This is a genomic window from Arthrobacter sp. AG258 (assembly GCF_004364695.1).
Classification (GTDB): domain Bacteria; phylum Actinomycetota; class Actinomycetes; order Actinomycetales; family Micrococcaceae; genus Arthrobacter.
In genome coordinates, this window is the sequence record NZ_SOBI01000009.1 from 55,288 (window position 1) to 78,382 (window position 23,095).

Consider the following 23,095-nt stretch of genomic DNA (forward strand, 5'->3'; position numbering starts at 1 on the left):
AAAGGCCCGCCGCGTGGAAACCCCTGCCTACGCCTGGATCCTGACCATTGTGGTTATCGCAGGGCTGCTGGCCTTCGATTTCTTCTTCCATGTCCGGAAGGCCCACACCCCGTCCCTGAAGGAATCGGCCGTCTGGTCCGCCATCTACGTGAGCATTGCGGTGCTGTTCGGGCTGGCTGTCCTCATCTTCGGCGGGCCGGACATGGGCACCGAATACTTCGCGGGCTATGTCACGGAAAAGGCCTTGTCCGTTGACAACCTCTTCGTATTCCTCATCATCATGGCCAGCTTCAAGGTGCCGCGCGCGGACCAGCAGAAGGTGCTCCTGTTCGGCATCATTTTCTCCCTGATCGCCCGCACCGCGTTCATCTTCCTGGGCGCCGCGCTGATCAACAGTTTCGCCTGGGTCTTCTACATTTTCGGGCTTATCCTGCTGGTCACCGCGGGCCACCTGCTCAAACCGGATGACCACGACGACGACTCCGACGGCGTTGTGGTGCGGCTCGCCAAGAAATTCCTGCCGGCCTCCGAACACTACGACGGTGACAAGCTGTTCACCGTGGAGAACGGCAAGCGGGTGCTGACCCCCATGCTGCTGGTGATGGTGGCGATCGGCGGCACGGACATCCTGTTCGCCCTGGATTCCATTCCGGCGATCTTCGGCCTGACCCAGAACGTGTTCATCGTCTTCACGGCCACGGCGTTCTCGCTGATGGGCCTGCGCCAGCTGTTCTTCCTCATCGACGGCCTGCTGGACCGGCTGATCTTCCTCTCGTACGGGCTGGCCGTCATCCTCGGTTTCATCGGCGTGAAGCTGGTCCTGCACGCCCTGCACGAGAACACCCTGCCGTTCATCAACGACGGCGAGCACGTCAACGTGGTGGAAGTCAGCACCGGGGTTTCCCTGGGCGTGATCCTCGGCGTGCTGCTGCTGACGATCCTGGCGTCGGTCTTCAGCCCCAAGGGCAAAGCCAAGAACGCTGTCTCCGGGGCCAGGCGGCACGCCGTCGAGTACCTTGACCTCAACTACGAGACCGACATGGCGGAACGGGACAAGATCTTCGCCAAGATGTGCCGCGAAGAAGACCAGATCCGCAAGCTTCCGGAAAAGTACAAGCGGCTTGTCCGGCACGAAACGGAGTTCCTGGAACTGCTGCGCAGCGCCCATGAGGAGCACGACAAGGCCCAGGTCAGGGCGGCCGCGGCCGAAAGCTGAACCAGGGCCGCCGCTGCGGGGCGGATTACCGGCCCAGCGCAGCCGCGCCGCCTGCCAGGCTGGTGATCCGGCCCCAGTCCTTGGCCGCGACGGCGTCTGCCGGGGTGAGCCAGCTGCCGCCGACGCAGGCCACGTTGGGCAGCTTGAGGTAGTCCGGCGCGGTGCCCGGGCTGATGCCGCCGGTGGGGCAGAACCGGACGTGCGGGATGGGCGCCCCGATGGCGGCCAGGTAGGACGGCCCGCCTGCAGGCCCGGCGGGGAAGAACTTCATCGCATCCAAACCGGCCTCCAGGACGGCCATTACCTCCCCGACAGTGGCGACGCCGGGCAGCACCGGGACGTCCAGGGACAGCATGTGGGTGAGCAGCGCGGGGGTGACACCCGGGCTTACCAGGAACGTGGCCCCCGCCTGGACTGCGGCGTCCGCCTGCCCCGGCGTGAGGATGGTGCCGGCGCCCACCAGGATGTCCGGCACCTCCTGGGCGATCAGCTTCAGCGAGGTCAGTGCGGAGTCCGTGCGCAGGGTCAGCTCAATGATCTTCACGCCGCCGTCCACCAGGGCACGGGCCAGGGGCACCGCATCCTGGGGGTCGTCGATGGTGACCACCGGGATGACAGGTGACACGCGGAGGACGCCTGATGCGTCAGCCATGGTGGATCTCATTTCCCAGGCCGTCCGGCCCGTTGGTTTCGATGATGCGGCAGTCCTCAGGGAAGGTGGCTGCGGCGTGGGCAGAGGTCTGCTCGAACGTGGGGATGAGGCCTGTGCCGCCCTTGCCTCCGACCACCAGCGAGGAAGCCGCCGCACCATACCGGACCGCCGTCGGGAAGTCGTCGCCCAGCACCAGGCGTGCGGTGAGCGTGCCCACAAACGCGTCCCCGGCGCCGGTCTGGTCCACTACCGCGGGCGCCGGAATGGCCGGTACCCACGCGGACTGCACGCCGGTTTCGCCGGACCATTCGAGCTGGACGCCCTTGGCGCCGCAGGTGACAGCTACGTTGGCGGCCCCCATCGAGCGCAGCTTCGCGGCCGATGCTTCGGGCGAGGAAACTCCCAGCAGGGCTGCCGTCTCGCCCGGGAAGGAGGGCGTCACCAGGAAGGCCTGTGTGGCAAGTTCGGTCAGTGCCGCCGCCGCGTCCACAGCGGTGGTGAGCCGGGGCCGGTAGTTGGGGTCGTAGACAAAGCGTTTGGCTGCGGACGCGGCCTTGACGACGGCGGCGCGCGCCGTCGTCGAAATGGCGCAGGTGATGCCGCCCGCCACCACCGCGCCGGCCGCGCCGAAGACGTCCGGGTCGACATCGTCCGGCCCAAGGGTGGACCCGACGCTGCCGCTGCGGGCGTAGGTGAATTCGCGTTCGCCGTCGGGGTCGCTGTGCACCAGGTAGACGCCCTGCTGCCCGCGACGGAACGTCAACTGGTCGGTGACGATCCCCAGCTCGGCGATCCGGGCCGCGATGGCCTGACCCAGGTCGTCGTCCGTGAGCACGGACAGCAGGCCCACGCGGGCACCCGCTGCTGCGGCGGCTGCAGCGACATTGAGGGCGTCTCCGGAGATGCCCAGCCGTGCTGGTACGCCATGGCCGAAGGGCTGGTCGGTGGCGACTTCGATGAGGATCTCCCCCATCACCACCACGTCAAAGGATTCAAAGGCTGCAGTGTTCACCAGTCGTACACCGATCCGTCCAGGCGCCGGTTGACAGGCGCGTTCTTGGGGTCGAAGGGAAACCGCGCGGAGGCGCCCCCTTTGAACTCTACGCCCAGCCCGGCGGGCCGCGCCCGGGTCCATGCACCTGTCCGTCAAGGTGCTGGAAAGCGCGCAGCCCTTTTTGTCGGCCCTCCTTGCTAGGTTTGATTCCAGGCCGGGGGAACCGACTCCGGGCCCGCAAACAGTTGGGGAGGCCCCGTGTTTCTGCTGGACGCTGCCGGTCATGATGCCGGATCCGACGCGCCGCCGGACCTGGTCTTCTCCGCCAGCGACCTTGTGGCGGCCTCCGAATGTGAGTACCGCACACTCCGGATCCTGGACGAAAAGCTGGGTCGTGCTCCCAAGGCGGAGTTCCCCGTGGACGAGATGCAGAAGCGGGCCGGCGAACTGGGCGACCGGCATGAACAAACCGTGCTGGCCAGCCTGGTGGCCAAGTATGGCCCGTGGGATGCCAGCCGGGGTTCGGGTGTCTACTCCCTGGAACGCGGCCTGAACCTGCGCGGTGAGCTGCAGGCAAAACATGCTGAAACCGAACTTGCCCTTCGCTCCGGGGCCGATGTGGTGTTCCAGGCAACTTTCTTCGACGGCGAGTTCCTGGGCTACGCCGACTTCCTGGTCAACGAGGCCGCAGGCACCGGAAACCCGGGCCGGTACGAGGTCTGGGACACCAAGCTTGCCCGGCACGCCAAGGTGGGGGCCCTGCTGCAACTGGCTGCCTACGGCGACCAGCTTCTCGGGATGGGGCTGGATCCCTCCCCCGTCGTCACGCTGGTGCTGGGGACCCGTGTCGGCGACGACTGGCTCCGAAGCAGCCATTCCCTGCCGGACCTGCTTCCGGTCTTCCGCGAACGGCGCCGGCGTTTCCGGTACCTGACGGCCGGCCACCGCGCCAAAGATGCCCCTGTGCGGTGGCAACAGCCCGGCATCGTGCATTGCGGCCGCTGCGACTACTGCGCCGAGCAGGTGACCCGCCACCGGGACCTCCTGATGGTCGCCGGGATGTCCGTCGTCCAACGGCGGAAGCTTCATGCCGCCGGAGTCACCACCGTTGACCAGCTCGCGGCCATGCCCGCCCCGGATGCACAGGGGTCACTGACCCGCCTCCGCGCGCAAGCCCGGATGCAGCTGGGCTTGGACACAGCCGCAGGATCCCGCACGTTCATGAAGGACGGGCAGCCTCATACGGTCTCCTATACCGTCCTTGCGGACCACGCCGTCGGTTCGCTTCCCGCTCCGAGCGCCGGAGACATCTTCTTCGACTTCGAAGGCGATCCGCTCTGGCAGGATCCAGCCACCGGTGCCTGGGGAATCGAGTACCTTTTCGGGGTCATCGAGGCCCCCGGGACGGACCCCGCCAAGGAGCCCGCATTCCGTCCGTTCTGGGCGCATTCCCGCGCCGGTGAACGCCGCGCCTTCCTGGCTTTCCTTGACTACGTGGAGAAGCGGCGTGCGACGTACCCGGACATGCACGTCTATCACTACGCCGCCTACGAAAAGACAGCCCTGCGGAATCTTTCCCTGGTGCACCAGGCAGGCGAGGACACGGTGGACGACTGGCTTCGGCAAGGACTGCTGGTGGACCTCTACGCCACGGTCAAGCATTCCATCCGGATCTCCGAGGCCTCGTATTCCATCAAGAAGCTGGAACCGCTGTATATGGGAGACAACCTGCGGTCCGGGGACGTCAAGGATGCCGGCGCCTCCGTGGTGGCATATGCCGCTTACTGTGCCGCCCGTGATGCCGGCCGCCGGGACGAAGCCGATGCCGTCCTGGCGTCCATTTCGGACTACAACCGATACGATTGCCTTTCCACCCTGCGGCTCCGGGACTGGCTGCTGGAGATCGCCCCGACGGCGGTCCCAGACACCCGGTCCGCCCGGCTGCCGGTGAACACCGCGGAACCGGCACGGGCCGGTGGCCCGCCGGCCGCCACCACGCCTATCGGAAATCCCCCGCCCGACGACCTCCCGGACGCGCCGGACGAAACCCCCGAGGAACTGCAGCTGCGCGGGTACCTCTCGGCCCTTCCCGATGACCGGCCCTGGACCGATGATGAGCGGGCCGTCGCCATGGTGGCAGCGGCCACCGGCTACCACCGGCGTGAGCGGAAACAGTTTTGGTGGCAGCATTTCGACCGCGTCGAAGCGCCTGTGGAGAACTGGGCGGACCAGCGGAACGTGTTCACAGTGTCATCGGCGGAGGTCATTTCGGACTGGGCCCTCGCCAAACCACGGGAACGGATGCGGACCAGGGTCTTGCAGCTCCGCGGCACCATGACGGAAGGTTCAGATTTCCGGGTCGATTCCAACTGGTGCCGGCTCTATGAAGCCCCCGGGCCTGAGGGCATGGCTGCCCCGAATGCAACACCACAGGCCAAGGCCTATGCCTTCAAGACCCGCATCCACGACCTCGCGGCGGCGCCGGACAACCCGGAGCACACCATCATCACTATCTCGGAGCGGGAATCCGGAAAGGTGGCCGCGTACCCGCACCTTCCCATAGCGCTGACCGAGGACACCCCCATCCCAACAGACAACATTGAGGCCGCCATCGCGGAACTTGCCAGGACTGTCGGCTCCACCGTGCCCGGACTGCCCGCACAGCCGGGCCTGGACATCCTGCGCAAGGTGCCTCCGCGGTTCCGCAGCATGGGCGCCCCGGCCGGGGTCCGGCACCTGCCGGACGGCACCGTCGACTACGCCGGAGCCATTGCCGCATCCCTGCGGGACCTCGATACCTCATACCTGGCCGTTCAAGGACCCCCGGGAACGGGCAAGACCCACATCGGCGCGCATGTGATCGGCGAGCTGGTGCGGGCGGGCTGGAAGGTGGGGGTGGTTGCGCAGTCGCACAATGTGGTGGAAAACCTCCTCTGCCGAGCCGTCGAGGCGGGCCGCGTGGACCCTTCGCTTGTGGCCAAAAAGCTCGCCGCGCCCCACTCTGTCCCGTGGACGGCAACGGATGAGCGTGATGTGGGACGCATGCTGGCCGCACCCGGCGGCTGCCTGGTGGGCGGCACCGCATGGACCATGACCGGCAAGGAAGTCCCCGCCGGGTCCCTGGACCTGCTGGTGATCGACGAAGCCGGCCAGTTCTCGCTGGCCAACACCCTGGCGGTCTCCCGCGCGGCGAAACGCCTCCTCTTGTTGGGCGATCCGCAGCAGCTCCCCCAGGTCACCCAAGGGGCACATCCGGAACCAGTGGACGAATCAGCCCTGGGCTGGCTCGCCGCGGGGCATGCGACCCTCCCCGCAAGCCTGGGCTACTTCCTCGCCGATACCTGGCGGATGCACCCGGAGCTGTGCAGGGCAGTTTCGAACCTCAGCTACGACGGCAAGCTGCAGTCCGCACCGGCCGCGGGCCAGCGCGAACTCGATGGGCTGCCGCCCGGGGTGGAGACGGTGTTCGTCAACCACAGTGGCAATGCCACAGCGTCCAAGGAAGAGGCGGAGGAAGTGGTGCGGCAGGCGCGCCGCCACCTCGGCCTGAAGTGGACCTCCGGCCCGGACGCGGGGTCACGGCCGCTGGAGCAGCAGGACCTGATGGTGGTGGCCGCCTACAACGCCCAGGTGCATTTGGTCCGGAGGGCGTTGGCCGAAGCCGGGCTGCCGGAGGTGAAGGTGGGCACGGTGGACAAGTTCCAGGGCCAGGAAGCCCCGGTAGTGTTCGTCTCCATGGCGTGTTCGGCGGTAGCGGAGGCTCCGCGCGGCGCGGAATTCCTGCTCAACCGGAACCGCATCAATGTGGCAGTCTCGCGCGGGCAGTGGCGGGCCGTCATCATCCGCTCCCCCGAACTCACCAGCTATATGCCGCACAAACCGGCGGCACTGGAGGAACTCGGCGCCTTCATCGGCCTCAGCCCGCGGGAGTAGTCGCGGCGGGCGCCGGGGCGCAAGCTTGGGACGGGGCGGTCAGTGCGCCCGGAAACCGCGGAAGTGTCCCCCGGCCCGGGACGTTGACCCGTCCACCCGTTCCACCCGGCCCGGGGTGCTGCCGGAGTTGAGCCACTCCAGGAGCTGCCGGACCTTGGGCTCGGGTCCTTCGGCCACGACTGACACCGATCCGTCGTCGCGGTTGGCCACCTCACCGGACAATCCCAGTTCCTCCGCTTTGGCCATGGTCCAGTACCGGAAGCCCACACCTTGGACCATGCCGAGCACCCGGGCATCCAGCCGCACGGCATCCCCAGCCGAACCGTCCTTCGGTGTCCCTGCGTGCCTGCCCATGGTGTTCCTCCTCGGGACCGGCCAACTTCCTCCCGGCCGCGGCACCTAACGCACTGAAGGCGCGGCTTCCTGCCAGGGCCGGGAGGAGATACCGGCTAGTTGATGGTGATGTCGCGGGTGGCGTGGTTGTAGCGGATGGTCACCGTGCCGCCGGCGTGGTGCAGTTCGTGGTTGGGGCCGTCAAACGCACCGAAAGCACCATAGTTTTCGTCCCACGAGCGGTTCAGGGCGATCTTGAAGGTGTAGTAACCGGCAGGAAGCTCGGCGCTCTTCTTCCAGAGCTGGTCCAGGAAGTCGAACTCCATCTGCGCTTCGTCGTACTGCGGCGCCCAGTTCTCCGGTGCGCCCAGGATGGTGTTGAAGTCGCCGGCCAGTGCCACGGCCTCCGGCTGCGGGTGGGTTTCGACATCCGGACCCTCGAACGGTTCGGTTGCGGGCACCGCGGTTTCGGCCTTGGCCTTCGCCGGCGCCTTCTTCCGGACAGCCTTCACCACAGGTTCCACGGCGTCTTCGATGGCCTTGGCGGTCTTGCCCACAGCGGCGGCCGCCTTCTTGGCCGGCGCTTTCCTGGCGGGAGCCCTCTTCGCCGCTTTGGCGTCATCCTTGGCGGGAACTTCCAGGACGGAAGCAGCTGCGGAGACCGGGCGGACAAAGCCTTCGGGAGCGGTGGGGACCGGCGTGTCGGCAGGGACGGGCGTGCCGGCGTCGAGCGCTGACGCGAAGGAAACCGCGTCAGGGAAGGCAACCGTGGCGCGCATCCCGTCCTCGGTGATGGTCCAGCCGGTACGGCCCTTGACCAGCCAGCCGGCCTTGACCAGTTTGGCGGTCGCCGAGGTGAGGGTCTTGTGGCCACGGGGAATTCCGCCGCTGAGGAGTTCGGCTTCGTGCTCGTTGAAAGGCACGCGGGCCGTTGCTTCCGCCAGGACCTGGCCAGCATTCAGTGCATCGCCGGACCACACGCCTTCGGTCAGGACATCCAGGACGGTCTTGAGACGAAGATAGGTGTTTTCTGCGGTGGACTTGGCCATGATTCCCCTTATATAAAAGCGATCGGTCTTAGGCATCTTGCCAACTGCCTATTAAATCGCGCGACTTTAATTGGTTAACTCTGCGTGTCGTGACCGACTATGAAGCGGATAGTCCCGCAAGTGAGGCGGAGGTCTCGGGTAAGGGCCGGCTGCATAACCCTCAAGCGCTGACATGGGTGCTGCCTTGCACTCCCCAGACACGCCTGCGGCTCCCAGTTTACCGGCCCGGGAGCCGCACTGTTGCCCGCGGCACAGCGGGTGCTCAGGCGGTGGCTTCCCGGCTGTTCAATTCCTCCAGCAGCTCCGCTTTCCGCTCCTCCGAGGCGAAGGAAGAGTGGATGGAATTCGCCGCCAAGCGGGCCCTGTCAAAGTCGGACAGCTCAAACACCGCGGTCAGTTGGGCGAAGTTGTCATCCACGTAACCGCCGAAGTACGCAGGATCGTCCGAATTGACCGAGACGTTCAGGCCCGCGGCCAGCATGGCGGGCAAGGGATGGTCAGCGAGCGTGTCCACTGCCCTCAACCGCACGTTGGACAGCGGGCAGACGGTGAGGGGAACCCGGGCATCAACCAGGCGCTCCACCAGGTCGGCGTCATCCATGCAGCGGATACCGTGGTCGATGCGTTCCACGCCCAGGAGGTCCAGGGCCTCAATGATGTACGACGCCGGGCCTTCCTCCCCTGCGTGCGCCGTCAGCCGGAGGCCGGCCGCGCGGGCCTTTGCATAAAGCCGCTCGAACTTGGAAGGCGGGTTTCCGACCTCGGCCGAGTCCAGGCCGATGGCTCCGATGGGAGCGTCCATGGCCAGCAGCCCCTCCAGGACTTCCAACGCCGAGTCTTCCGGAAGGTCCCGGAGGAAAGCGGCAATGAGCATGGTGGAGATGCCGTAGTCCTCCCGGGACGTGGCCAGGACCGAGGCCACGCCGTTGACGCATGCTTCCAGCGGGACGCCGCGGGACAGGTGTGCCTGGGGGTCCATCATGATTTCGGCGTGCCGGACACCGGCGGCGGCCGCCCGCTCAAGGTAGGCACGGGTCATGTCCGCGAAGTCCTGCTCGGTACGCAGCACGGCCATGTTGGCGTAGTAGAGGTCCAGGAATGACTGCAGGTCCGTGAACTCGTACTTTTCGCGGAGTTCTTCCAACCCGGAGTAAGGCAGGACAATGCCGTTGCGCTCGGCCAGGGCAAAGATGAGCTCGGGCTGAAGCGTACCTTCGATATGCAGGTGCAGTTCGGCCACCGGGAGGGGCTTGGTGGGGACCGCGGGTTCCGCGGGGACCCCTTCGGATTCGGGCATGGTGCTGCCGCCGGCGTAGGTTTCCATCCGGACAGGATAATGCCCGGCGGCCGAATCACCACTAGAGTCAAACCAATGCAGAACGCCAAGCACACTGATGACCTGCAGGACCCGGCTCCCAGCCCCGCCGCGGACGGGTTTGTCCGGGTCCGGGGAGCGCGCGAGAACAACCTCCGGAACGTCGACGTGGATGTCCCCCGTGACGCGATCGTGGCGTTCACCGGCGTCTCGGGCTCGGGCAAGTCGTCCCTGGCGTTTGGCACCATCTACGCCGAGGCGCAGCGGCGCTACTTCGAATCCGTCGCCCCGTATGCCCGCCGCCTCATCCAGCAGGGCCACAACCCCAAGGTGGAGCTGATCAGCGGGTTGCCGCCCGCCGTCGCACTCCAGCAACGCCGCGGCGCCCCCAGCAGCAGGTCCACGGTGGGGACCGTCACTACGCTCTCCAACTCGGTGCGGATGCTCTTCTCGCGCGCCGGCACCTACCCGGAGGGCAGCCCACAGCTGGACTCGGATGCCTTCTCCCCCAATACGGCCGCGGGTGCCTGCAGGGAGTGCCACGGCCTGGGTGTGGCGCACACCGTCACCGAAGCCTCGCTGGTCCCGGACCCGTCGCTGAGCATCCGCGAGGGTGCCATCGCCGCGTGGCCCGGCGCCTGGCAGGGAAAGAACCTGCGGGATATCCTCACCCACCTGGGCTACGACGTCGACATCCCCTGGCGGAAGCTGCCCAAGAAGCACCGGGACTGGATCCTCTTTACGGAGGAGCAGCCGGTGGTGGAAGTCACTCCGCAGCGCGACCGCGTGGCCAAACCGTACAAGGGCCGGTTCTGGAGCGCCAGGAGCTACGTCCTCCACACCCTGGCCGATTCGCAGAGCGCGTCCATGCGCGAACGCGTGCTTGCATACATGGAATCCGGTCCGTGCCCCCTGTGCGGCGGCAGCGGCCTGCGGCCTGAGGCCTTGGCAGTGACGTTCGCGGGGCGGACGATCGCCGAGCTCAACGCGGTACCACTGACAGAGCTGGCGGGCATCATCCGCCCCACCACCGAGCTGGCCTCAGCCGGGACGGCGTCCAGGAAGCAGTCTTCCGGCGAAGCCAACGAGGTGGCCGTCGCCATCACCCGCGACCTGCTCCAGCGCGTCACCGTTTTGCTGGACCTGGGGCTGGGCTACCTGGCCTTGGGCCGCTCCACGCCCACGCTCTCCCCCGGCGAGATGCAGCGGCTGCGGATCGCCACCCAGCTGCGCTCCGGGCTGTTCGGCGTGGTCTACGTGCTCGATGAGCCCTCTGCAGGGCTCCATCCTGCCGATGCAGAGCCCCTTTTGGAGGTGCTGGAGCAACTGAAATCTTCCGGCAATTCGGTGTTCGTGGTGGAGCACAACATGGACGTTGTCCGCCACGCCGATTGGCTGGTGGACGTGGGTCCGCGCGCCGGCGAGGGCGGCGGCGAGGTGCTCTACAGCGGTCCGGTGGACGGGCTGGCCGGAGTGGAGGACTCGGTCACCAGGCCGTACCTGTTCCCGGATCTCTCCGGTCAGGAAGCGGACGACGACGCCCCGGGCCGTGACCGCGAACCGGCAGGCTGGCTGGAGCTGCGGGACATCAGCCGCCACAACCTGCAAGGCCTCGACGCTGAGTTCCCCCTGGGTGTCCTGACCGCTGTCACAGGCGTCTCCGGGTCCGGCAAATCCACGCTTGTCAGCCAGGTCCTGGCCGAGGTGGCAGGAGGCTGGCTGCGTCCCGACGGGCCGGGCGCCGTTTCCACGGGCGCAGCCGACGGCGGAGTGGACGAAGGGGAGCTCAGCGCCCCGCTCAGCGTCGGCCCGGTGTCCGGACTGGAACACATCGACCGGCTGGTAAAAGTTGACCAGAAACCGATCGGACGGACGCCGCGTTCCAACCTGGCCACCTACACCGGGCTCTTCGACGCGGTCCGGAAAGTCTTCGCCGCCACGGATGAAGCCAAGGCCCGCGGCTACGGCGCCGGGCGGTTCTCCTTCAACGTGGCCGGCGGACGCTGCGAGACCTGCCAGGGCGAGGGGTTCGTGGCGGTGGAACTGCTGTTCCTGCCCGGCAGCTACGGCCCGTGCCCGGAGTGCGGCGGGTCCCGCTACAACCCCGAAACCCTTGAGGTGGAATATCACGGCCTGAACGTGGCCCAGGTCCTGGCCATGACCGTGGACGCCGCCTCCGAGTTCCTGGCGGACGTTCCTGCCGCGGCGAGGAGCCTTACGAGCCTGCGCGACGTCGGCTTGGGCTACCTGCGGCTGGGACAGCCCGCCACGGAGCTTTCCGGCGGCGAGGCGCAGCGGATCAAGCTCGCCACAGAACTGCAGCGGGCGCAGCGCGGACACACCCTCTACCTGCTCGATGAGCCCACCACCGGGCTGCACCCTGCGGACGTGCAGCTGCTGATGGCACAGCTCCACGGCCTGGTGGACGCCGGAAACTCCGTGGTGGTGGTTGAACACGATATGGCCGTTGTGGCCGGTGCTGACTGGGTCATTGATCTTGGGCCGTCCGGAGGGGACAAAGGCGGCAGCATCATGGCCGCGGGCACACCTGCGGCTGTCGCGCAGTCCGTGGAAAGCCGGAGCGCTCCCTACCTGGCAACCGCACTCGGCCGGGAAACTGCCAGCCAACACCCGGCCCAGTCCCGATTTGATAACGCCAAGGCTATGTCTTAGCGTGAAATGCATGCCCGTTTGGCGGGCTTTTTGATTGCCCGGTGCTGCCTCCACCAGAACTGCCCAGCGGCAGCCACCGACGTTGACCTCTATTTGTCAGGGGTGGGCAGTAGCGCGACGATCTCCGGGGACGGAACCAGCGCTGGTGGCCCTCGGGAGCATCACATCATGAACAACACCAAATTCCGTACTGCCGCACGCCGTGGAATCACCCTTGCCGCCGTCTCAGCGGCAGGCCTGGCCCTCTCCGCCACCGCCGCCAACGCGGCAACCCCCACCTCCACCTGGGACTCGCTGGCCCAGTGCGAGAGCGGTGGCAACTGGTCCACCAACACCGGCAACGGCTTCTCCGGCGGTTTGCAGTTCACCTCAAGCACGTGGGCTGCCTACGGCGGCACCGGCTCGCCGGCGGACGCCAGCCGCGAACAGCAGATCGCGGTGGCCGAACGGGTCCAGGCTTCCCAGGGCTGGGGCGCATGGCCCTCCTGCGCGTCGCAGCTCGGCCTGAGCGGCGGGGGCGGTGCACCGGTGCAGAGCGCGCCCGTCCAGAGCGCCCCGGTCAAGCAGGCCACGCAGGTGCAGAGCGCTCCTGTGCAGCAGGCACCGCGGCACGCAACGTCCGTTCCGCTCAGCGGTGAAACCTACACCCTGCAGGCCGGCGACACCCTGAGCATCGTTGCCCAGAAGCTGGGGATCCAGGGCGGCTGGCAGCACCTTGCCGACGCCAACCTGGATACCATTTCCGATCCGAACCTGGTGTTCGAAGGACAGGTCATCCAGCTCCCCGCGTAACGGCAGCGGCCTTGGCCGCACCGCCTCCCAAGGCGCCACAGACAGGTCGGCGATAGACAAATTCCGTTGACCAAAGACGACGCCGGCAGGCCCCCACAAGGGGTGTGCCGGCGTCGTTCTTTTTAAGCCGGTGTCCGCTGCCGCGGCGGGGACGCGCCGGTCAGTCAGGCGGCGGGCAGTTCGCGGACGATCCGCACCTTCCAGGCGGACTCGTCGCTGGTATCCAGCAGCGCCACCGTTCCGTGCGCCAGGTTCAATGCCACCCGCTTGACGGCCAGCAGTTCCAGGTAGAGGTGCTCGTTCATGCGGCTGGGGGTGTCGATCATGTACTTCACGGCGTCGCGAACCTTGCGGTAGTTGGCGCTGCGTTCGCGATGCATGTGCAGTTCCAGCGCGGAGCGCTGCTTGAGCCGGGGCTCGTGCCGGTTCAGCAGTGTCACGGCGCTGTGTACCGCGACGACGAGGGTGAGCGAGACGGCGTAGATCCACCATCCGCTCGAGAGCAGGAACAGGGGCAGGTTTCCGATGGCGACCAGCGCGATCACCACGCGCAGGGCGGCTATCCGGCGGACGGTCCGGGCGACGGCGGCCATGCCGTCGCGGAAACGGTGTTGGTCCTTCCGGGCGGCTGCGGGATCGATGGTGAACTCGTCGAGGACCAGGATGCCCTGGGCTTCGGGGCCGAGCATCTGTCCGTAGCGGGGCAGCGCCGGGCGGGCGGCGGCTGTGGACTTTTCAGGTGTAGATGTCATGAGTGAGCTTCCAAAACGCTGGGGTGGTTGCCGAGATCTTAGTGGTTTAACCTGGGAGCCGTATGTATGCGTCCAATATCTGGACAAGCTTGGTGGCGGAGACCGCGCCACGGGCCGGCCAGGGGATGTGGCCGCCGGCACAGCAATTGGCACTTCCGCCGGCTGCCGTCAGACTGAATGGATGCAAACTTTCCTCCCGTACCCTGACTTCCGCCAAAGCGCCGCAGCCCTGGACACCGCGCGGCTGGGCAAGCAGCGGGTTGAAGCGCTGCAAACCCTCCGTGCCCTGGTGATCCCCGAATACGGCTGGCAGACCCACCCGGCGATCCGGATGTGGATGGGCCACGTTCCTGCCCTCACCATGTATGGGCTCGCGATGGTGGACGAGTGGATGGAACGGGGCCACCCGGATAACACACGGGCCAACATCGCCGAGTTCGCGCCGCAGGCAGCCCACCCGGACTACGCCGCCAAGATCATCATGCCGCCGTGGCTCGGGGAGCCCGACTTCCACCTGAGCCACCGGTCCAAGCTGGTGCACAAGGAACCCAAGTTCTACGCCTCCGTTTTCCCGGACGCCATTCCGGCAATGGACTACGTCTGGCCGGAGCCGCGGCACGAATTCCTGCCGCAGGAGCCGGACGGAGACCTGTTGTGGATCCTCCGCGACCCTCACGACGACGTCGACCCGCAGTCGCTCACCACGGTGGCACTTCCGCCGGTGAACCGGAACGCCTCCGCAGCGGCGTCAGCCGGGGACGATGGTTACGCCCCGGTCTATGTTGACGACGGTTCCCGACGTCCGTCCCGCGCCCCGAAGAAGGCGCCGCCCAGGCCCCAGGTGAAGAAGCCCACCCGCAAACGGCAGGCGCAGGAGGAGGCATTCCGCACCCTCCCAGGGAAGACGCCCGTCGCTGTCCCGCTGGAACACGGGGCAAAGTTCGCGCTCGGCCAGGTAGTGGGCCGTCCGATCAACCTCGATGACGGCCGCTTTGGCAGGACTTTCGAGGTTTTGGAGATCATGGACCGTTCGGCATTCGCCTACCCCGCCCTGCTGCAGGACCCCCGGGTGTTCTTTCCGGTCGAGGCCCCGTAGCCATGACTGTTTTGCTGGCAGGGTGCGGCGACCTGGGCACCGAGGCGGGCCTGCGGTTCGCCGCCCTTGGCCACAGGGTCATAGGGTGGCGGCGGTCCCCCGAAAAACTGCCGGCAGCCATCGAGGGAGCCGCGGCAGACTTGGGATCCGCAGACCTGCCGCCGATCCCGGCGGACACCACCGCCGTCGTCATCGCCGTTGCGGCTGATGCCCCCTCAGAGGAGGCATACCGTGCTGCGTATGTACGCGGCGTGGCACATGTGCTGGATGCGCTGGAGCGGGACGGCGTGACACCGGAACGCGTCCTCTTTGTGTCTTCCACGGCGGTGTACGGGGACGCAGCGGGCGGCTGGGTGGATGAGGCCACGGAGCCGAACCCGGGTGGTTTCTCCGGGAAGGTGCTGCTTGAGGCCGAGGAGCTCCTGCACGGCCGGCTTTCCGGCAGGAGCGCCACCACGGCCCTCAGGCTGGGTGGCATCTACGGACCCGGCCGGACCAGGCTGATCGACCAGGTGCGGAGCGGCTCCGCCGTCATTCCGGACGATGTGCGCTACACCAACAGGATCCACCGGGATGACGCCGCGGCGGCGATCGTGCACCTGGCCACCATGGCGGATGTCCCTGCTCCGGTTTACGTCGGTGTGGACGACGAACCGGCCGATCTGGGTGCCGTACTGCGTTTCCTGGCGTCCGAACTCGGGCTGCCCGAACCCCAGGCGGGCGATGCTGGTCCCGCCCGCGGCGGCAACAAGCGCTGCCGGAACGACTTGCTCCGAAGCACCGGGTTCAACTTCACGTTTCCCACCTTCCGGGAAGGGTACAGGGACGTCATCGCAGGAAACGGCAGCCGCCATCCGTAGCCCGGCCCCGTGCCCCAGTCGGTTCCACGTCGGGCGGCACATGCCAGGCTCTAAGTAAGGCAGGGAATGGAATTCAGGCAGATCATTGAAGCCACCGGCCAGCTGGTCGATTTTGCAGGGGTTGCGGTCATGGTGATTGGGGCCTTGGTGTCCCTCCCGCTGGCGATCCGCGGTTACCAGCCCCGGCAGGTCCCGGCCGGGGCGAAGAGACTGAGCTTCTACCGCTCCTACCGCCAGTCGCTGGGCCGTTCGATCCTCCTGGGCCTTGAATTACTGGTCGCTGCGGACATCATCCGCACTGTCGCGGTCACTCCGACGTTCGAAAGCGTCGGGGTGTTGGCCGTCATTGTGCTGATCAGGACCTTCCTCAGCTTTTCCCTGGAGCTTGAGATCACGGGTCGCTGGCCTTGGCAAAAGGACCCGGCGGCAGCCCACCCCGGAGCCTCCGCCCCTGCCGGATAAGGGCGCCTGGGACCGCGCCGTCGGGCCCATCCCTGGCAGGGGCTAATCCGCGCCTGGGAATACAGGTTTGCGCTACGCCCCGCCGTTACCCTTGCAACGTCCGTTAGGCTTCAGCCATGGCTGAAACTCTTCGCACCAAAGCGTCCGAACTGCTCCGACTCCATCAGGCCCCTGAGATCCTTCAAGTGGTCAACGTGTGGGATGCCATCACCGCCAAAGTCATCACGGACGTCCCGGGCACCACCGCCCTCGCCACGGCAAGCCACTCCATCGCGGCCTCGCTGGGCTACGAAGACGGCGAGAACATTCCCGTCGACGAGATGATCGCCGCCGTTGGCCGCATCGCCGCCGCCTCGCATCTTCCCGTCAGTGCCGATCTGGAGTCCGGCTACGGCAACCCCGGGGAGACCACCCGCAAGGCCATCGGCGTCGGCATCGTCGGGGCAAACATCGAGGACCAGATGAGGCCGCTGGCGGATGCGGTCAACCAAATGTCAGCAGTGGTGCACGCCGCGTCAACGGAAGGGATCGATTTCGTCCTTAACGCCAGGACCGACGCCTTCCTCAAGGGCAAGGACCGGGACGCCGGCGAGGTGCTGGCGGACGCCATCGCCCGCGGCAGGGCCTTCCTGGACGTGGGTGCCACTACAGTCTTCGTGCCCGGGCTGCTGGATGAGCCTACCGTCACCGCGTTGGTCGAGGGTATTGGCTGGAACAAGGTCTCCGTCATCAACGTCCCCGGGTCCCTTCCCCCGGCCCGGCTGCAGGAACTGGGCGTTGCCCGCATCTCCTACGGTCCGTGGACACAGCGCGTGGCACTGACCGCACTGGCCGACACCGCGGCCGCGTTGCTCGCCGGCGGACAGCTTCCCGAGAACACGCGTCCCTTGAACTAGGAGCGTCGGCGGCCGTGCCCAGCGAAGGAGTCGATTGACTGTGACCGGAAGTGCAAGTGCGGCAGGAGTGTGGCCGCGGCCTCCGGAACTTCCTGCGCCGGTGTTCTCCGACCAACGCTGGCTTGAGGCCGTTTTCCTTCACTGGCGTATCCCGGAGGCGGAGGCAGCGGCGTTCATGCCTGAGGGAATCCGGCCGGACGTGTTCGACGGCAGTTCCTGGGTGGGTTTGATCGGCTTTCGCATGGAGCAGGCGGGGCTTGGGCGCGGCCCAGGCGTTCCGTACTTGGGCAGCTTCAACGAGGTGAACGTCCGGCTGTACTCCCGTGAGCCGGACGGGACCCGCGGAGTGGTGTTCCTGAGCCTGGATGCGAACCGGCTGCCGGTGGTCCTGGCCACACGGGCGGCTGGCATCCCCTACGTCTGGTCGCGTATCCGGCAACGTCCGCCCTTTCCGGACGCCAGGAGCCGAACACAGCATCCCGGCGGAGACGCTGCCGGGTCCACTGATGAATTTCCAGTCGGCTACACCGTGCGCCGGTTTGGCAGCACGGGAGCACGGAGCGACTTCGTGGTCGTCCCCAAGCTCCGGGAGCCGGCCACTGATTCCCTGTCTGTCTTCCTGACCGCGAGGTTCGGGATGCACGGCCGCTTTTTGGGCCGGACCGCCTACGTGCCGAACACCCACCAGGCGTGGCCGCTCTTCCACGCGGAGGTGCGGCAGCTAACCGATGGACTGATTGGAGCTGCCGGGATCACTGTTGACGGGCCGCCGGATTCAGTGCTCTATTCGCCGGGAGTCGGGACCAGGTTCGGACGGCCGCGCATGATCGGTGGGCCCGGATAACAGCGTGTCCGGGCTCACCGCAAGGCTGCTAAGCCAGGCCGGCTTTCCGGAGCGCCTCGGCCATGGCCGTATTGCTGCCGGGCTGGGGTTTGGGAGCCGACCGGACAGAGCCGGGCGCTCCGGCCGCTTGCTTTGGCTGTTGGCGGTCGGGGCGGTCACCACGCTCGCCGCGGTCAGGTTTTCCGCCGCGCTCAGGCTTTCCGGTCCGCTCCGTCTTACCGGCGCCCGGGCCGCGCCGCCCCGAAGCTGCCCCGCCGTCGGCCGGTTCGTCGTCGAGCCTTAGGGTCAGCGAAATCCGCTTCCGTTCCGGATCAGCCTCCAAGACTTTGACGCGCACCACTTGCCCGGACTTGACCACCTCGCGGGGGTCGGAGACGAACCGGTTGGCCAAGGCCGAAACGTGAACCAGTCCGTCCTGGTGCACTCCCACGTCCACGAACGCCCCGAACGCCGCAACGTTGGTCACCGTCCCCTCCAGGACCATGCCGGGCTTGAGGTCCGAGATCTTCTCGATCCCCTCCGAGAAGGTGGCTGCGGCGAAGGCGGGGCGTGGGTCCCGGCCGGGTTTATCCAGCTCGGCCAGGATGTCCTTGACCGTGGGGAGCCCGAAGGTATCGTCGACGAAGTTCCGGGGGTCCAGGGATGACGCGGGCGCCGACCCGGCGGCCACCAGAATCTTCCTCGCCACGGCGTACGATTCCGGGTGCACGCTTGAGGCGTCGAGCGGCTCCGCTCCCCCGGTGATCCGGAGGAAGCCGGCGCATTGCTCGAACGCCTTGGCGCCCAGCCGCGGGACCTTCTTCAGGTCGGTACGCTTGGAGAAGGGCCCGTGTTCATTGCGGTACGCCACGATGTTTTCACTCAGCAACGGTCCGACGCCGGCCACCCGGCTCAACAGCGCGGGTGAAGCTGTGTTGACGTCCACGCCCACGGCGTTCACGCAGTCCTCCACCACTGCGTCAAGGCTCCGGTCCAGCTTGGACGCTGTCACGTCATGCTGGTACTGGCCCACGCCGATGGACTTGGGATCGATCTTGACGAGTTCGGCGAGTGGATCCTGCAGGCGCCTGGCAATGGACACGGCGCCGCGGAGCGAAACGTCCATCCCCGGGAGTTCGGCGGCTGCGAGCGCCGACGCTGAGTAGACCGAGGCGCCGGCTTCCGACACGACGAGCTTTTGTGGCTTTCGGTCCACGTCCGGCAGCAGCTTGATCAGTTCCGCGGCGAGCTTGTCCGTCTCGCGCGACGCGGTCCCGTTGCCGATCGCCACGAGTTCGACCGAGTGCCGGCGGGCCAAGTGCACCAGGGTGGTTAGGGCTTCGTCCCATTTTCGCGCCGGCGCGTGCGGGTACACCGTGTCCGTGGCGACGACTTTGCCGGTACCGTCCACGACGGCGACTTTCACTCCGGTCCGCAGCCCGGGGTCCAGTCCCAGGGTGGCACGGTTCCCTGCGGGGGCGGCCAGGAGGACGTCGCGCAGGTTGGCGGCGAACACCCGCACCGCTTCGTCCTCCGCTGCGGCGAACATCCGGCCCCGGAGGTCGGCGGTGAGCCGGGCAAGGACGCGGGAACGCCATGCCATCTGGGCGGTCTGCAGCAACCAGGCGTCGGCGGGACGGCCACGGTCGGCGACGCCGAGGAACCTGGCCACCGCGGACTCGTAGCGTGCGCGGGCGGCGGTCAGCGCGGCGTCGTCGGAGGGGTCGGCTTCGGTGAGATCCAGGTCCAGGATGCCGTCTTTCTCGCCGCGAAGCAGCGCCAGCACCCGGTGGGACGGCATCCGGTCCGGGGCCTGCGCAAATTCGAAGTAGTCAGAGAACTTCTGGCCCTCGGATTCCTTGCCCTTCTTGACGCGGGACACCATCCGGCCCTGGCTCCACAGCCGGTCCCGCAGGGTGGCGGCAAGGTCCGGATCCTGGGCCACCCGCTCCACCAGGATGGCCCTGGCACCAGCGAGCGCCGCGGCGGCATCGTCAATGGAGTGCTCAGTATTGAGGTACTTTGCGGCCTCCCGTTCAGGGTGGAGGTCCGGGCGCTTCAGCAGCGCGTCCGCGAGCGGTTCCAGTCCGGCTTCCCGGGCAATCTGGGCCTTGGTGCGTCGCTTGGACTTGAACGGCAGGTAGATGTCCTCCAGCCTGGACTTGGTGTCCGCCGCCAGGATCGCCCTGCGGAGCTCCGGCGTCAACTGGCCTTGCGCCTCAACCGCTTCAAGCACTGTTCGACGCCGGTCCTCGAGTTCGCGGAGGTAGCGGAGGCGTTCGTCGAGGTCGCGGAGTTGGGTGTCGTCGAGCGTCCCCGTGGCTTCCTTGCGGTACCTGGCGATGAAGGGGACGGTTGACCCGGCGTCAAGCAGTCCTACCGCCGCCTTCACCTGCCAGGCCTTGACCCCCAGTTCATCGGCGATCTGGCCGTAGATGGGGTCCTCGGCGGTCACGGCTGAGGGGTTGGAAGCGGGGGAAGGCACAGGCTGTTGGGTCACCAGAACATCTTGCCCTACCGGCCCGCATGGCTCCACCGGGGCCCGGCACCGACCGGCAAGCGCCAGCAAAAGCGAGTATTCCACTCGGGCCCGCAAAGTGCTGTAGTGGTCTTGCAGTCACTGGCACCCATGCTCGAGGAAGAGGCCACCATGCGGGAACTGCTTGTCGTGTTTCAGGAGGGGTTTGAAGAAGCCAACATCACCGTGACGGTCAACGGCAAAGTCGTGCGCAGGGACACGGATGTTTCCACCAATCCGTTGCTGGGCATCGCCTCTGAAGTTTCGGTGGAGCTTCCGGCCAAGGGCGCCCAGGTGGGAGTTGAAGTCACCAACCGCGGGCTCAAGGCCATCACCAAGGTCAGCGGCAGGCCCAAAAGCGTGCTGGTCTCCATTGAGGACGGCAGGCTGCTGATGCGGGAGGGCACTGGCCGTGAGGCCGTGATGTGAGCCGGATGCCGACTCACAAAGTGGCTCTGGCAGGAGTCCATTCGTTGGAGTATCATCTGATCACCGCCGGCTTCCGAGGGAGTCCGGCGGGCCACATAAATTCTCAGCCGCAGGCCGTCGGATGGCCTCGCGGCATTGCTGCCCGGGACCAGCACCCCTGACAGCCAACGACGGCGGCACCCACGCTGGGTGCCGCCGTCGTCGTTTGATTCGGGTTGGCCGGGGAAATGCCTAGCCCTGGTACACCGGGTAATCCGTGTAGCCGGTGGCGCCTTCTGCGTAGAAGGTGGACGGGTCCGGCTCGTTCAGCGGAAGGCTTTCCTTCCAGCGGCGGGCCAGGTCCGGGTTGGCGATGGCCGGGCGTCCCACCACCACGGCGTCCGCGTGGCCGTCGGCCACCAGGGTCACGGCTTCTTCCTTCGTGGTGATCACGCTGAAGCCGGTGTTGACCAGGAAGGGGCCGCCGAAGCGTTCGCGGAGGTCCTGGACCAGTTCGCCGGTGGGCTCGTGGTGCAGGATGCTCAGGTACGCCAGGTTGAGCGGCGCGATGCTGTCCACCAGGACCTCGTAGGTGTCACGGACATCCGCTGCATCCGTTTCGGAGATGCCCTGGACGTTGTGCTCGGGGGAAATGCGCAGGCCCACCCGGTTGGCGCCGAGGGCTGCCACCACGGCGTTGACGGTTTCGATGACGAAGCGGGCACGGTTCTCCGGTGATCCGCCATAGCTGTCAGTGCGGACGTTGGAATTGGGGGCCAGGAATTCGTGCAGGAGGTAGCCGTTGGCCGAGTGCAGTTCCACGCCGTCGAAGCCTGCCTCGATGGCGTTCAGTGAGGCGTTGACGAATTCCTGGATGACCATGGGGAGTTCGTCGGTGGTCAGCGCGTGCGGCACAGGGTACGGCTTCTTGCCTTCGGGAGTGCGGACGACGCCGTCAATGGCCACCGCGCTGGGGGCGACGATTTCCAGGCCCCCGGTGATGTCCGAATGGGAAACCCGTCCGCCGTGCATGATCTGGGCGAACATGTGGCCGCCCTCGGCGTGGACGGCATCCGTTACCTTCTTCCAGCCGGCGACCTGTTCCTCGGTGACGATTCCGGGCTGGCCGGGGTATGCCTGGCCGGCGGGAGTGGGGTAGGTGCCCTCGCTGACGATGAGGCCCAGGGAAGCGCGCTGGCGGTAGTGTTCCGCCAGGAGCGGGCCCGGGACGCCCTTTTCGCCTGCGCGGAGGCGGGTCAGGGGCGCCATCACCAGGCGGTTGGGAAGTTCGAGTTCGCCGAGGGTGAGGGGGGAAAACAGCATGCGCAGTTCCTTTCGAAGGCTGGAGACGTACTGTCCATGCCAACTGTAGGGCGCGTGCAACTATTCCTTCTGGGACCGGGATCACATTCTTGGACTTTGGGCGTTCGGATCCGGGAGCGGGCTCAGCGCGGTGTCACGGCACCTGGGCAACCTTGGCCTTGGGGGTTGGCGTTGCAGTCGTCCGCGTAGTTGCGGGTGAGCGAACGCCAGACGCTGATGCCTTCCGGCGGGGCGCTGAACTGGCCTTGGCCCGGGATGGGCAATGGTGGACCGGAATTCACCGAGTACGTGCCTTGGAAGGACGTCGTCAGCACCACCTGGAAATCCCCGGTTGCGGCGTAGGCGTGGCTGGTCCGCGTCTTTTCTCCCCACCGATCCTGCGGGAGGGGACCGCCCATAGACGGCTGGGGGCCGAACACAGTCCCGTCACCGTAGTTCCAGGTGTACTGGACGGGTGTTGCCACGACATGGACCTGCTGGCCGAACATGGTGATGTCGAACTGCTGCTCGACGGCCTCCGCGTAGAAATTGGTTTCGGCGCCACGCAGAGTATTGGGGCTGGGCTGGGCCACGACGATGCCCGCATTCACAGGCAGGTTCTGGAATTGCCGTTGAATGTCCGCAGCGATCCGTGGCAGGAGATCCTCCGGTTTGGCATCAAAGAAACAGGTAGGCCCAGAATGGTAAGTCCACGTTGGATTCGTTATACCGGCCGGGGCCCGGTACCAAACGACGGGAATACCATCTTCGCCCTCAGGTCCGCCTTTACATGCGAGGTCCCGACCTAAACAAGGGGTAGCAAATTCGCCCCCATCGAGGTCGCACTGGTACTCATACTTGTACTGGTACGGGTCAGCCTCAGGAGCACCGTCCTCAGTCTGTTCGAAGACGCCGGTCGCCGGGTTTGGGCGCCAACCGCCACCCACGTTTGCACCATTGCCAGACCATCCCGAGCCGATGGACGGGGAATCGTCCGCTGCCGCCGTGGTCAGGGAAAGGT

19 protein-coding genes are annotated in these 23,095 nt (G+C 66.8%); 10 read left to right on the top strand and 9 right to left on the bottom strand.

Going from position 1 to position 23,095, the window contains the following annotated elements; translation table 11 throughout:
* Nucleotides 1-13 precede the first annotated feature (13 nt).
* Nucleotides 14-1,216, top strand: coding sequence for a TerC family protein (locus DFO47_RS17590; protein ID WP_133832472.1), 1,203 nt, complete (start codon nucleotides 14-16; stop codon nucleotides 1,214-1,216).
* Between the two features lie 25 nt (nucleotides 1,217-1,241).
* On the opposite strand, the gene eda is transcribed toward DFO47_RS17590, so the two are convergent.
* Together eda and DFO47_RS17600 are read right to left on the bottom strand one after the other, a co-directional pair.
* Nucleotides 1,242-1,868 carry a bifunctional 4-hydroxy-2-oxoglutarate aldolase/2-dehydro-3-deoxy-phosphogluconate aldolase gene (eda, locus tag DFO47_RS17595; protein WP_133832473.1) on the bottom strand — a complete coding sequence of 209 codons (627 nt, stop codon included), beginning with the start codon at nucleotides 1,866-1,868 and terminating at the stop codon, nucleotides 1,242-1,244.
* Nucleotides 1,861-2,880 (bottom strand): PfkB family carbohydrate kinase, encoded by a 1,020-nt coding sequence (locus DFO47_RS17600; protein ID WP_133832474.1) that lies wholly within the window; start codon nucleotides 2,878-2,880, stop codon nucleotides 1,861-1,863. The genes eda and DFO47_RS17600 overlap by 8 nt, the downstream gene beginning before the upstream one ends.
* Before the next feature lie 240 nt (nucleotides 2,881-3,120).
* Here DFO47_RS17600 and DFO47_RS17605 point away from each other — a divergent pair, with 240 nt between their 5' ends.
* Nucleotides 3,121-6,795, top strand: a complete 3,675-nt coding sequence (locus DFO47_RS17605; protein WP_133832475.1) for a TM0106 family RecB-like putative nuclease — start codon at nucleotides 3,121-3,123, stop codon at nucleotides 6,793-6,795.
* Between the two features lie 39 nt (nucleotides 6,796-6,834).
* On the opposite strand, the gene DFO47_RS17610 is transcribed toward DFO47_RS17605, so the two are convergent.
* The 3 genes from DFO47_RS17610 to DFO47_RS17620 form a co-directional block, all read right to left on the bottom strand.
* Nucleotides 6,835-7,149: an acylphosphatase gene (locus DFO47_RS17610; protein ID WP_133832476.1), complete on the bottom strand. Its 315-nt coding sequence runs from the start codon at nucleotides 7,147-7,149 to the stop codon at nucleotides 6,835-6,837.
* A gap of 95 nt (nucleotides 7,150-7,244) precedes the next feature.
* Nucleotides 7,245-8,177 (bottom strand): glycosidase, encoded by a 933-nt coding sequence (locus DFO47_RS17615; RefSeq protein ID WP_133832477.1) that lies wholly within the window; start codon nucleotides 8,175-8,177, stop codon nucleotides 7,245-7,247.
* Nucleotides 8,178-8,439: 262 nt separating this feature from the next.
* Nucleotides 8,440-9,501: an adenosine deaminase gene (locus DFO47_RS17620; protein WP_208294427.1), complete on the bottom strand. Its 1,062-nt coding sequence runs from the start codon at nucleotides 9,499-9,501 to the stop codon at nucleotides 8,440-8,442.
* A 48-nt stretch (nucleotides 9,502-9,549) separates the two neighbouring features.
* On the opposite strand from DFO47_RS17620, the gene DFO47_RS17625 reads away from it, so the two are divergent.
* Both DFO47_RS17625 and DFO47_RS17630 read left to right on the top strand, forming a co-directional pair.
* A complete protein-coding gene (locus tag DFO47_RS17625) occupies nucleotides 9,550-12,165 on the top strand; it encodes an excinuclease ABC subunit UvrA (RefSeq protein ID WP_133832478.1) in 2,616 nt (871 codons plus the stop codon).
* A gap of 168 nt (nucleotides 12,166-12,333) precedes the next feature.
* Nucleotides 12,334-12,957, top strand: a complete 624-nt coding sequence (locus tag DFO47_RS17630; protein ID WP_018762237.1) for a transglycosylase family protein — start codon at nucleotides 12,334-12,336, stop codon at nucleotides 12,955-12,957.
* Between the two features lie 164 nt (nucleotides 12,958-13,121).
* Here DFO47_RS17630 and DFO47_RS17635 read toward each other — a convergent pair whose 3' ends face one another.
* The gene (locus tag DFO47_RS17635) at nucleotides 13,122-13,709 is read right to left on the bottom strand and encodes a hypothetical protein (protein ID WP_133832479.1); all 588 of its coding nucleotides are present in this window, start codon (nucleotides 13,707-13,709) and stop codon (nucleotides 13,122-13,124) included.
* Between the two features lie 181 nt (nucleotides 13,710-13,890).
* Between DFO47_RS17635 and DFO47_RS17640 the strand changes: the two genes are divergently transcribed.
* The 5 genes from DFO47_RS17640 to DFO47_RS17660 all read left to right on the top strand — a co-directional run bounded on the left by DFO47_RS17640 (nucleotide 13,891) and on the right by DFO47_RS17660 (nucleotide 17,867).
* Complete coding sequence (locus DFO47_RS17640) at nucleotides 13,891-14,805, top strand: MSMEG_6728 family protein (protein WP_018762235.1); 915 nt, start codon at nucleotides 13,891-13,893, stop codon at nucleotides 14,803-14,805.
* Between the two features lie 2 nt (nucleotides 14,806-14,807).
* Nucleotides 14,808-15,665: an SDR family oxidoreductase gene (locus DFO47_RS17645; RefSeq protein WP_133832480.1), complete on the top strand. Its 858-nt coding sequence runs from the start codon at nucleotides 14,808-14,810 to the stop codon at nucleotides 15,663-15,665.
* Between the two features lie 66 nt (nucleotides 15,666-15,731).
* A complete protein-coding gene (locus DFO47_RS17650) occupies nucleotides 15,732-16,127 on the top strand; it encodes a DUF1622 domain-containing protein (RefSeq protein ID WP_018762233.1) in 396 nt (131 codons plus the stop codon).
* Nucleotides 16,128-16,243: 116 nt separating this feature from the next.
* Entirely contained in the window at nucleotides 16,244-17,023 is a 780-nt protein-coding gene (locus DFO47_RS17655) for an isocitrate lyase/phosphoenolpyruvate mutase family protein (protein WP_133832481.1), read from the top strand.
* Nucleotides 17,024-17,123: 100 nt separating this feature from the next.
* Nucleotides 17,124-17,867 carry a DUF2071 domain-containing protein gene (locus DFO47_RS17660; protein ID WP_133832552.1) on the top strand — a complete coding sequence of 248 codons (744 nt, stop codon included), beginning with the start codon at nucleotides 17,124-17,126 and terminating at the stop codon, nucleotides 17,865-17,867.
* 28 nt (nucleotides 17,868-17,895) lie between these two features.
* Here the strand turns inward: DFO47_RS17660 and DFO47_RS17665 are convergent, their stop codons facing one another.
* Complete coding sequence (locus DFO47_RS17665; protein ID WP_133832482.1) at nucleotides 17,896-20,346, bottom strand: Tex family protein; 2,451 nt, start codon at nucleotides 20,344-20,346, stop codon at nucleotides 17,896-17,898.
* A gap of 129 nt (nucleotides 20,347-20,475) precedes the next feature.
* Here DFO47_RS17665 and DFO47_RS17670 point away from each other — a divergent pair, with 129 nt between their 5' ends.
* Entirely contained in the window at nucleotides 20,476-20,793 is a 318-nt protein-coding gene (locus DFO47_RS17670) for a hypothetical protein (protein WP_133832553.1), read from the top strand.
* 231 nt (nucleotides 20,794-21,024) lie between these two features.
* Here the strand turns inward: DFO47_RS17670 and DFO47_RS17675 are convergent, their stop codons facing one another.
* Together DFO47_RS17675 and DFO47_RS17680 are read right to left on the bottom strand one after the other, a co-directional pair.
* A complete protein-coding gene (locus DFO47_RS17675; protein WP_109863813.1) occupies nucleotides 21,025-22,095 on the bottom strand; it encodes an alkene reductase in 1,071 nt (356 codons plus the stop codon).
* Nucleotides 22,096-22,217: 122 nt separating this feature from the next.
* Nucleotides 22,218-22,685, bottom strand: coding sequence for a hypothetical protein (locus DFO47_RS17680; RefSeq protein ID WP_133832483.1), 468 nt, complete (start codon nucleotides 22,683-22,685; stop codon nucleotides 22,218-22,220).
* Between the last annotated feature and the right edge of the window lie 410 nt (nucleotides 22,686-23,095).

Coding starts and splice junctions, on each gene's coding strand:
- eda (WP_133832473.1), bottom strand. CDS start 1,868: ATGGCTGACGCATCAGGCGTCCTCCGCGTGTCACCTGTCATCCCGGTG.
- DFO47_RS17610 (WP_133832476.1), bottom strand. CDS start 7,149: ATGGGCAGGCACGCAGGGACACCGAAGGACGGTTCGGCTGGGGATGCC.
- DFO47_RS17615 (WP_133832477.1), bottom strand. CDS start 8,177: ATGGCCAAGTCCACCGCAGAAAACACCTATCTTCGTCTCAAGACCGTC.
- DFO47_RS17620 (WP_208294427.1), bottom strand. CDS start 9,501: ATGGAAACCTACGCCGGCGGCAGCACCATGCCCGAATCCGAAGGGGTC.
- DFO47_RS17625 (WP_133832478.1), top strand. CDS start 9,550: ATGCAGAACGCCAAGCACACTGATGACCTGCAGGACCCGGCTCCCAGC.
- DFO47_RS17630 (WP_018762237.1), top strand. CDS start 12,334: ATGAACAACACCAAATTCCGTACTGCCGCACGCCGTGGAATCACCCTT.
- DFO47_RS17635 (WP_133832479.1), bottom strand. CDS start 13,709: ATGACATCTACACCTGAAAAGTCCACAGCCGCCGCCCGCCCGGCGCTG.
- DFO47_RS17640 (WP_018762235.1), top strand. CDS start 13,891: ATGCAAACTTTCCTCCCGTACCCTGACTTCCGCCAAAGCGCCGCAGCC.
- DFO47_RS17645 (WP_133832480.1), top strand. CDS start 14,808: ATGACTGTTTTGCTGGCAGGGTGCGGCGACCTGGGCACCGAGGCGGGC.
- DFO47_RS17650 (WP_018762233.1), top strand. CDS start 15,732: ATGGAATTCAGGCAGATCATTGAAGCCACCGGCCAGCTGGTCGATTTT.
- DFO47_RS17655 (WP_133832481.1), top strand. CDS start 16,244: ATGGCTGAAACTCTTCGCACCAAAGCGTCCGAACTGCTCCGACTCCAT.
- DFO47_RS17670 (WP_133832553.1), top strand. CDS start 20,476: ATGCTCGAGGAAGAGGCCACCATGCGGGAACTGCTTGTCGTGTTTCAG.
- DFO47_RS17675 (WP_109863813.1), bottom strand. CDS start 22,095: ATGCTGTTTTCCCCCCTCACCCTCGGCGAACTCGAACTTCCCAACCGC.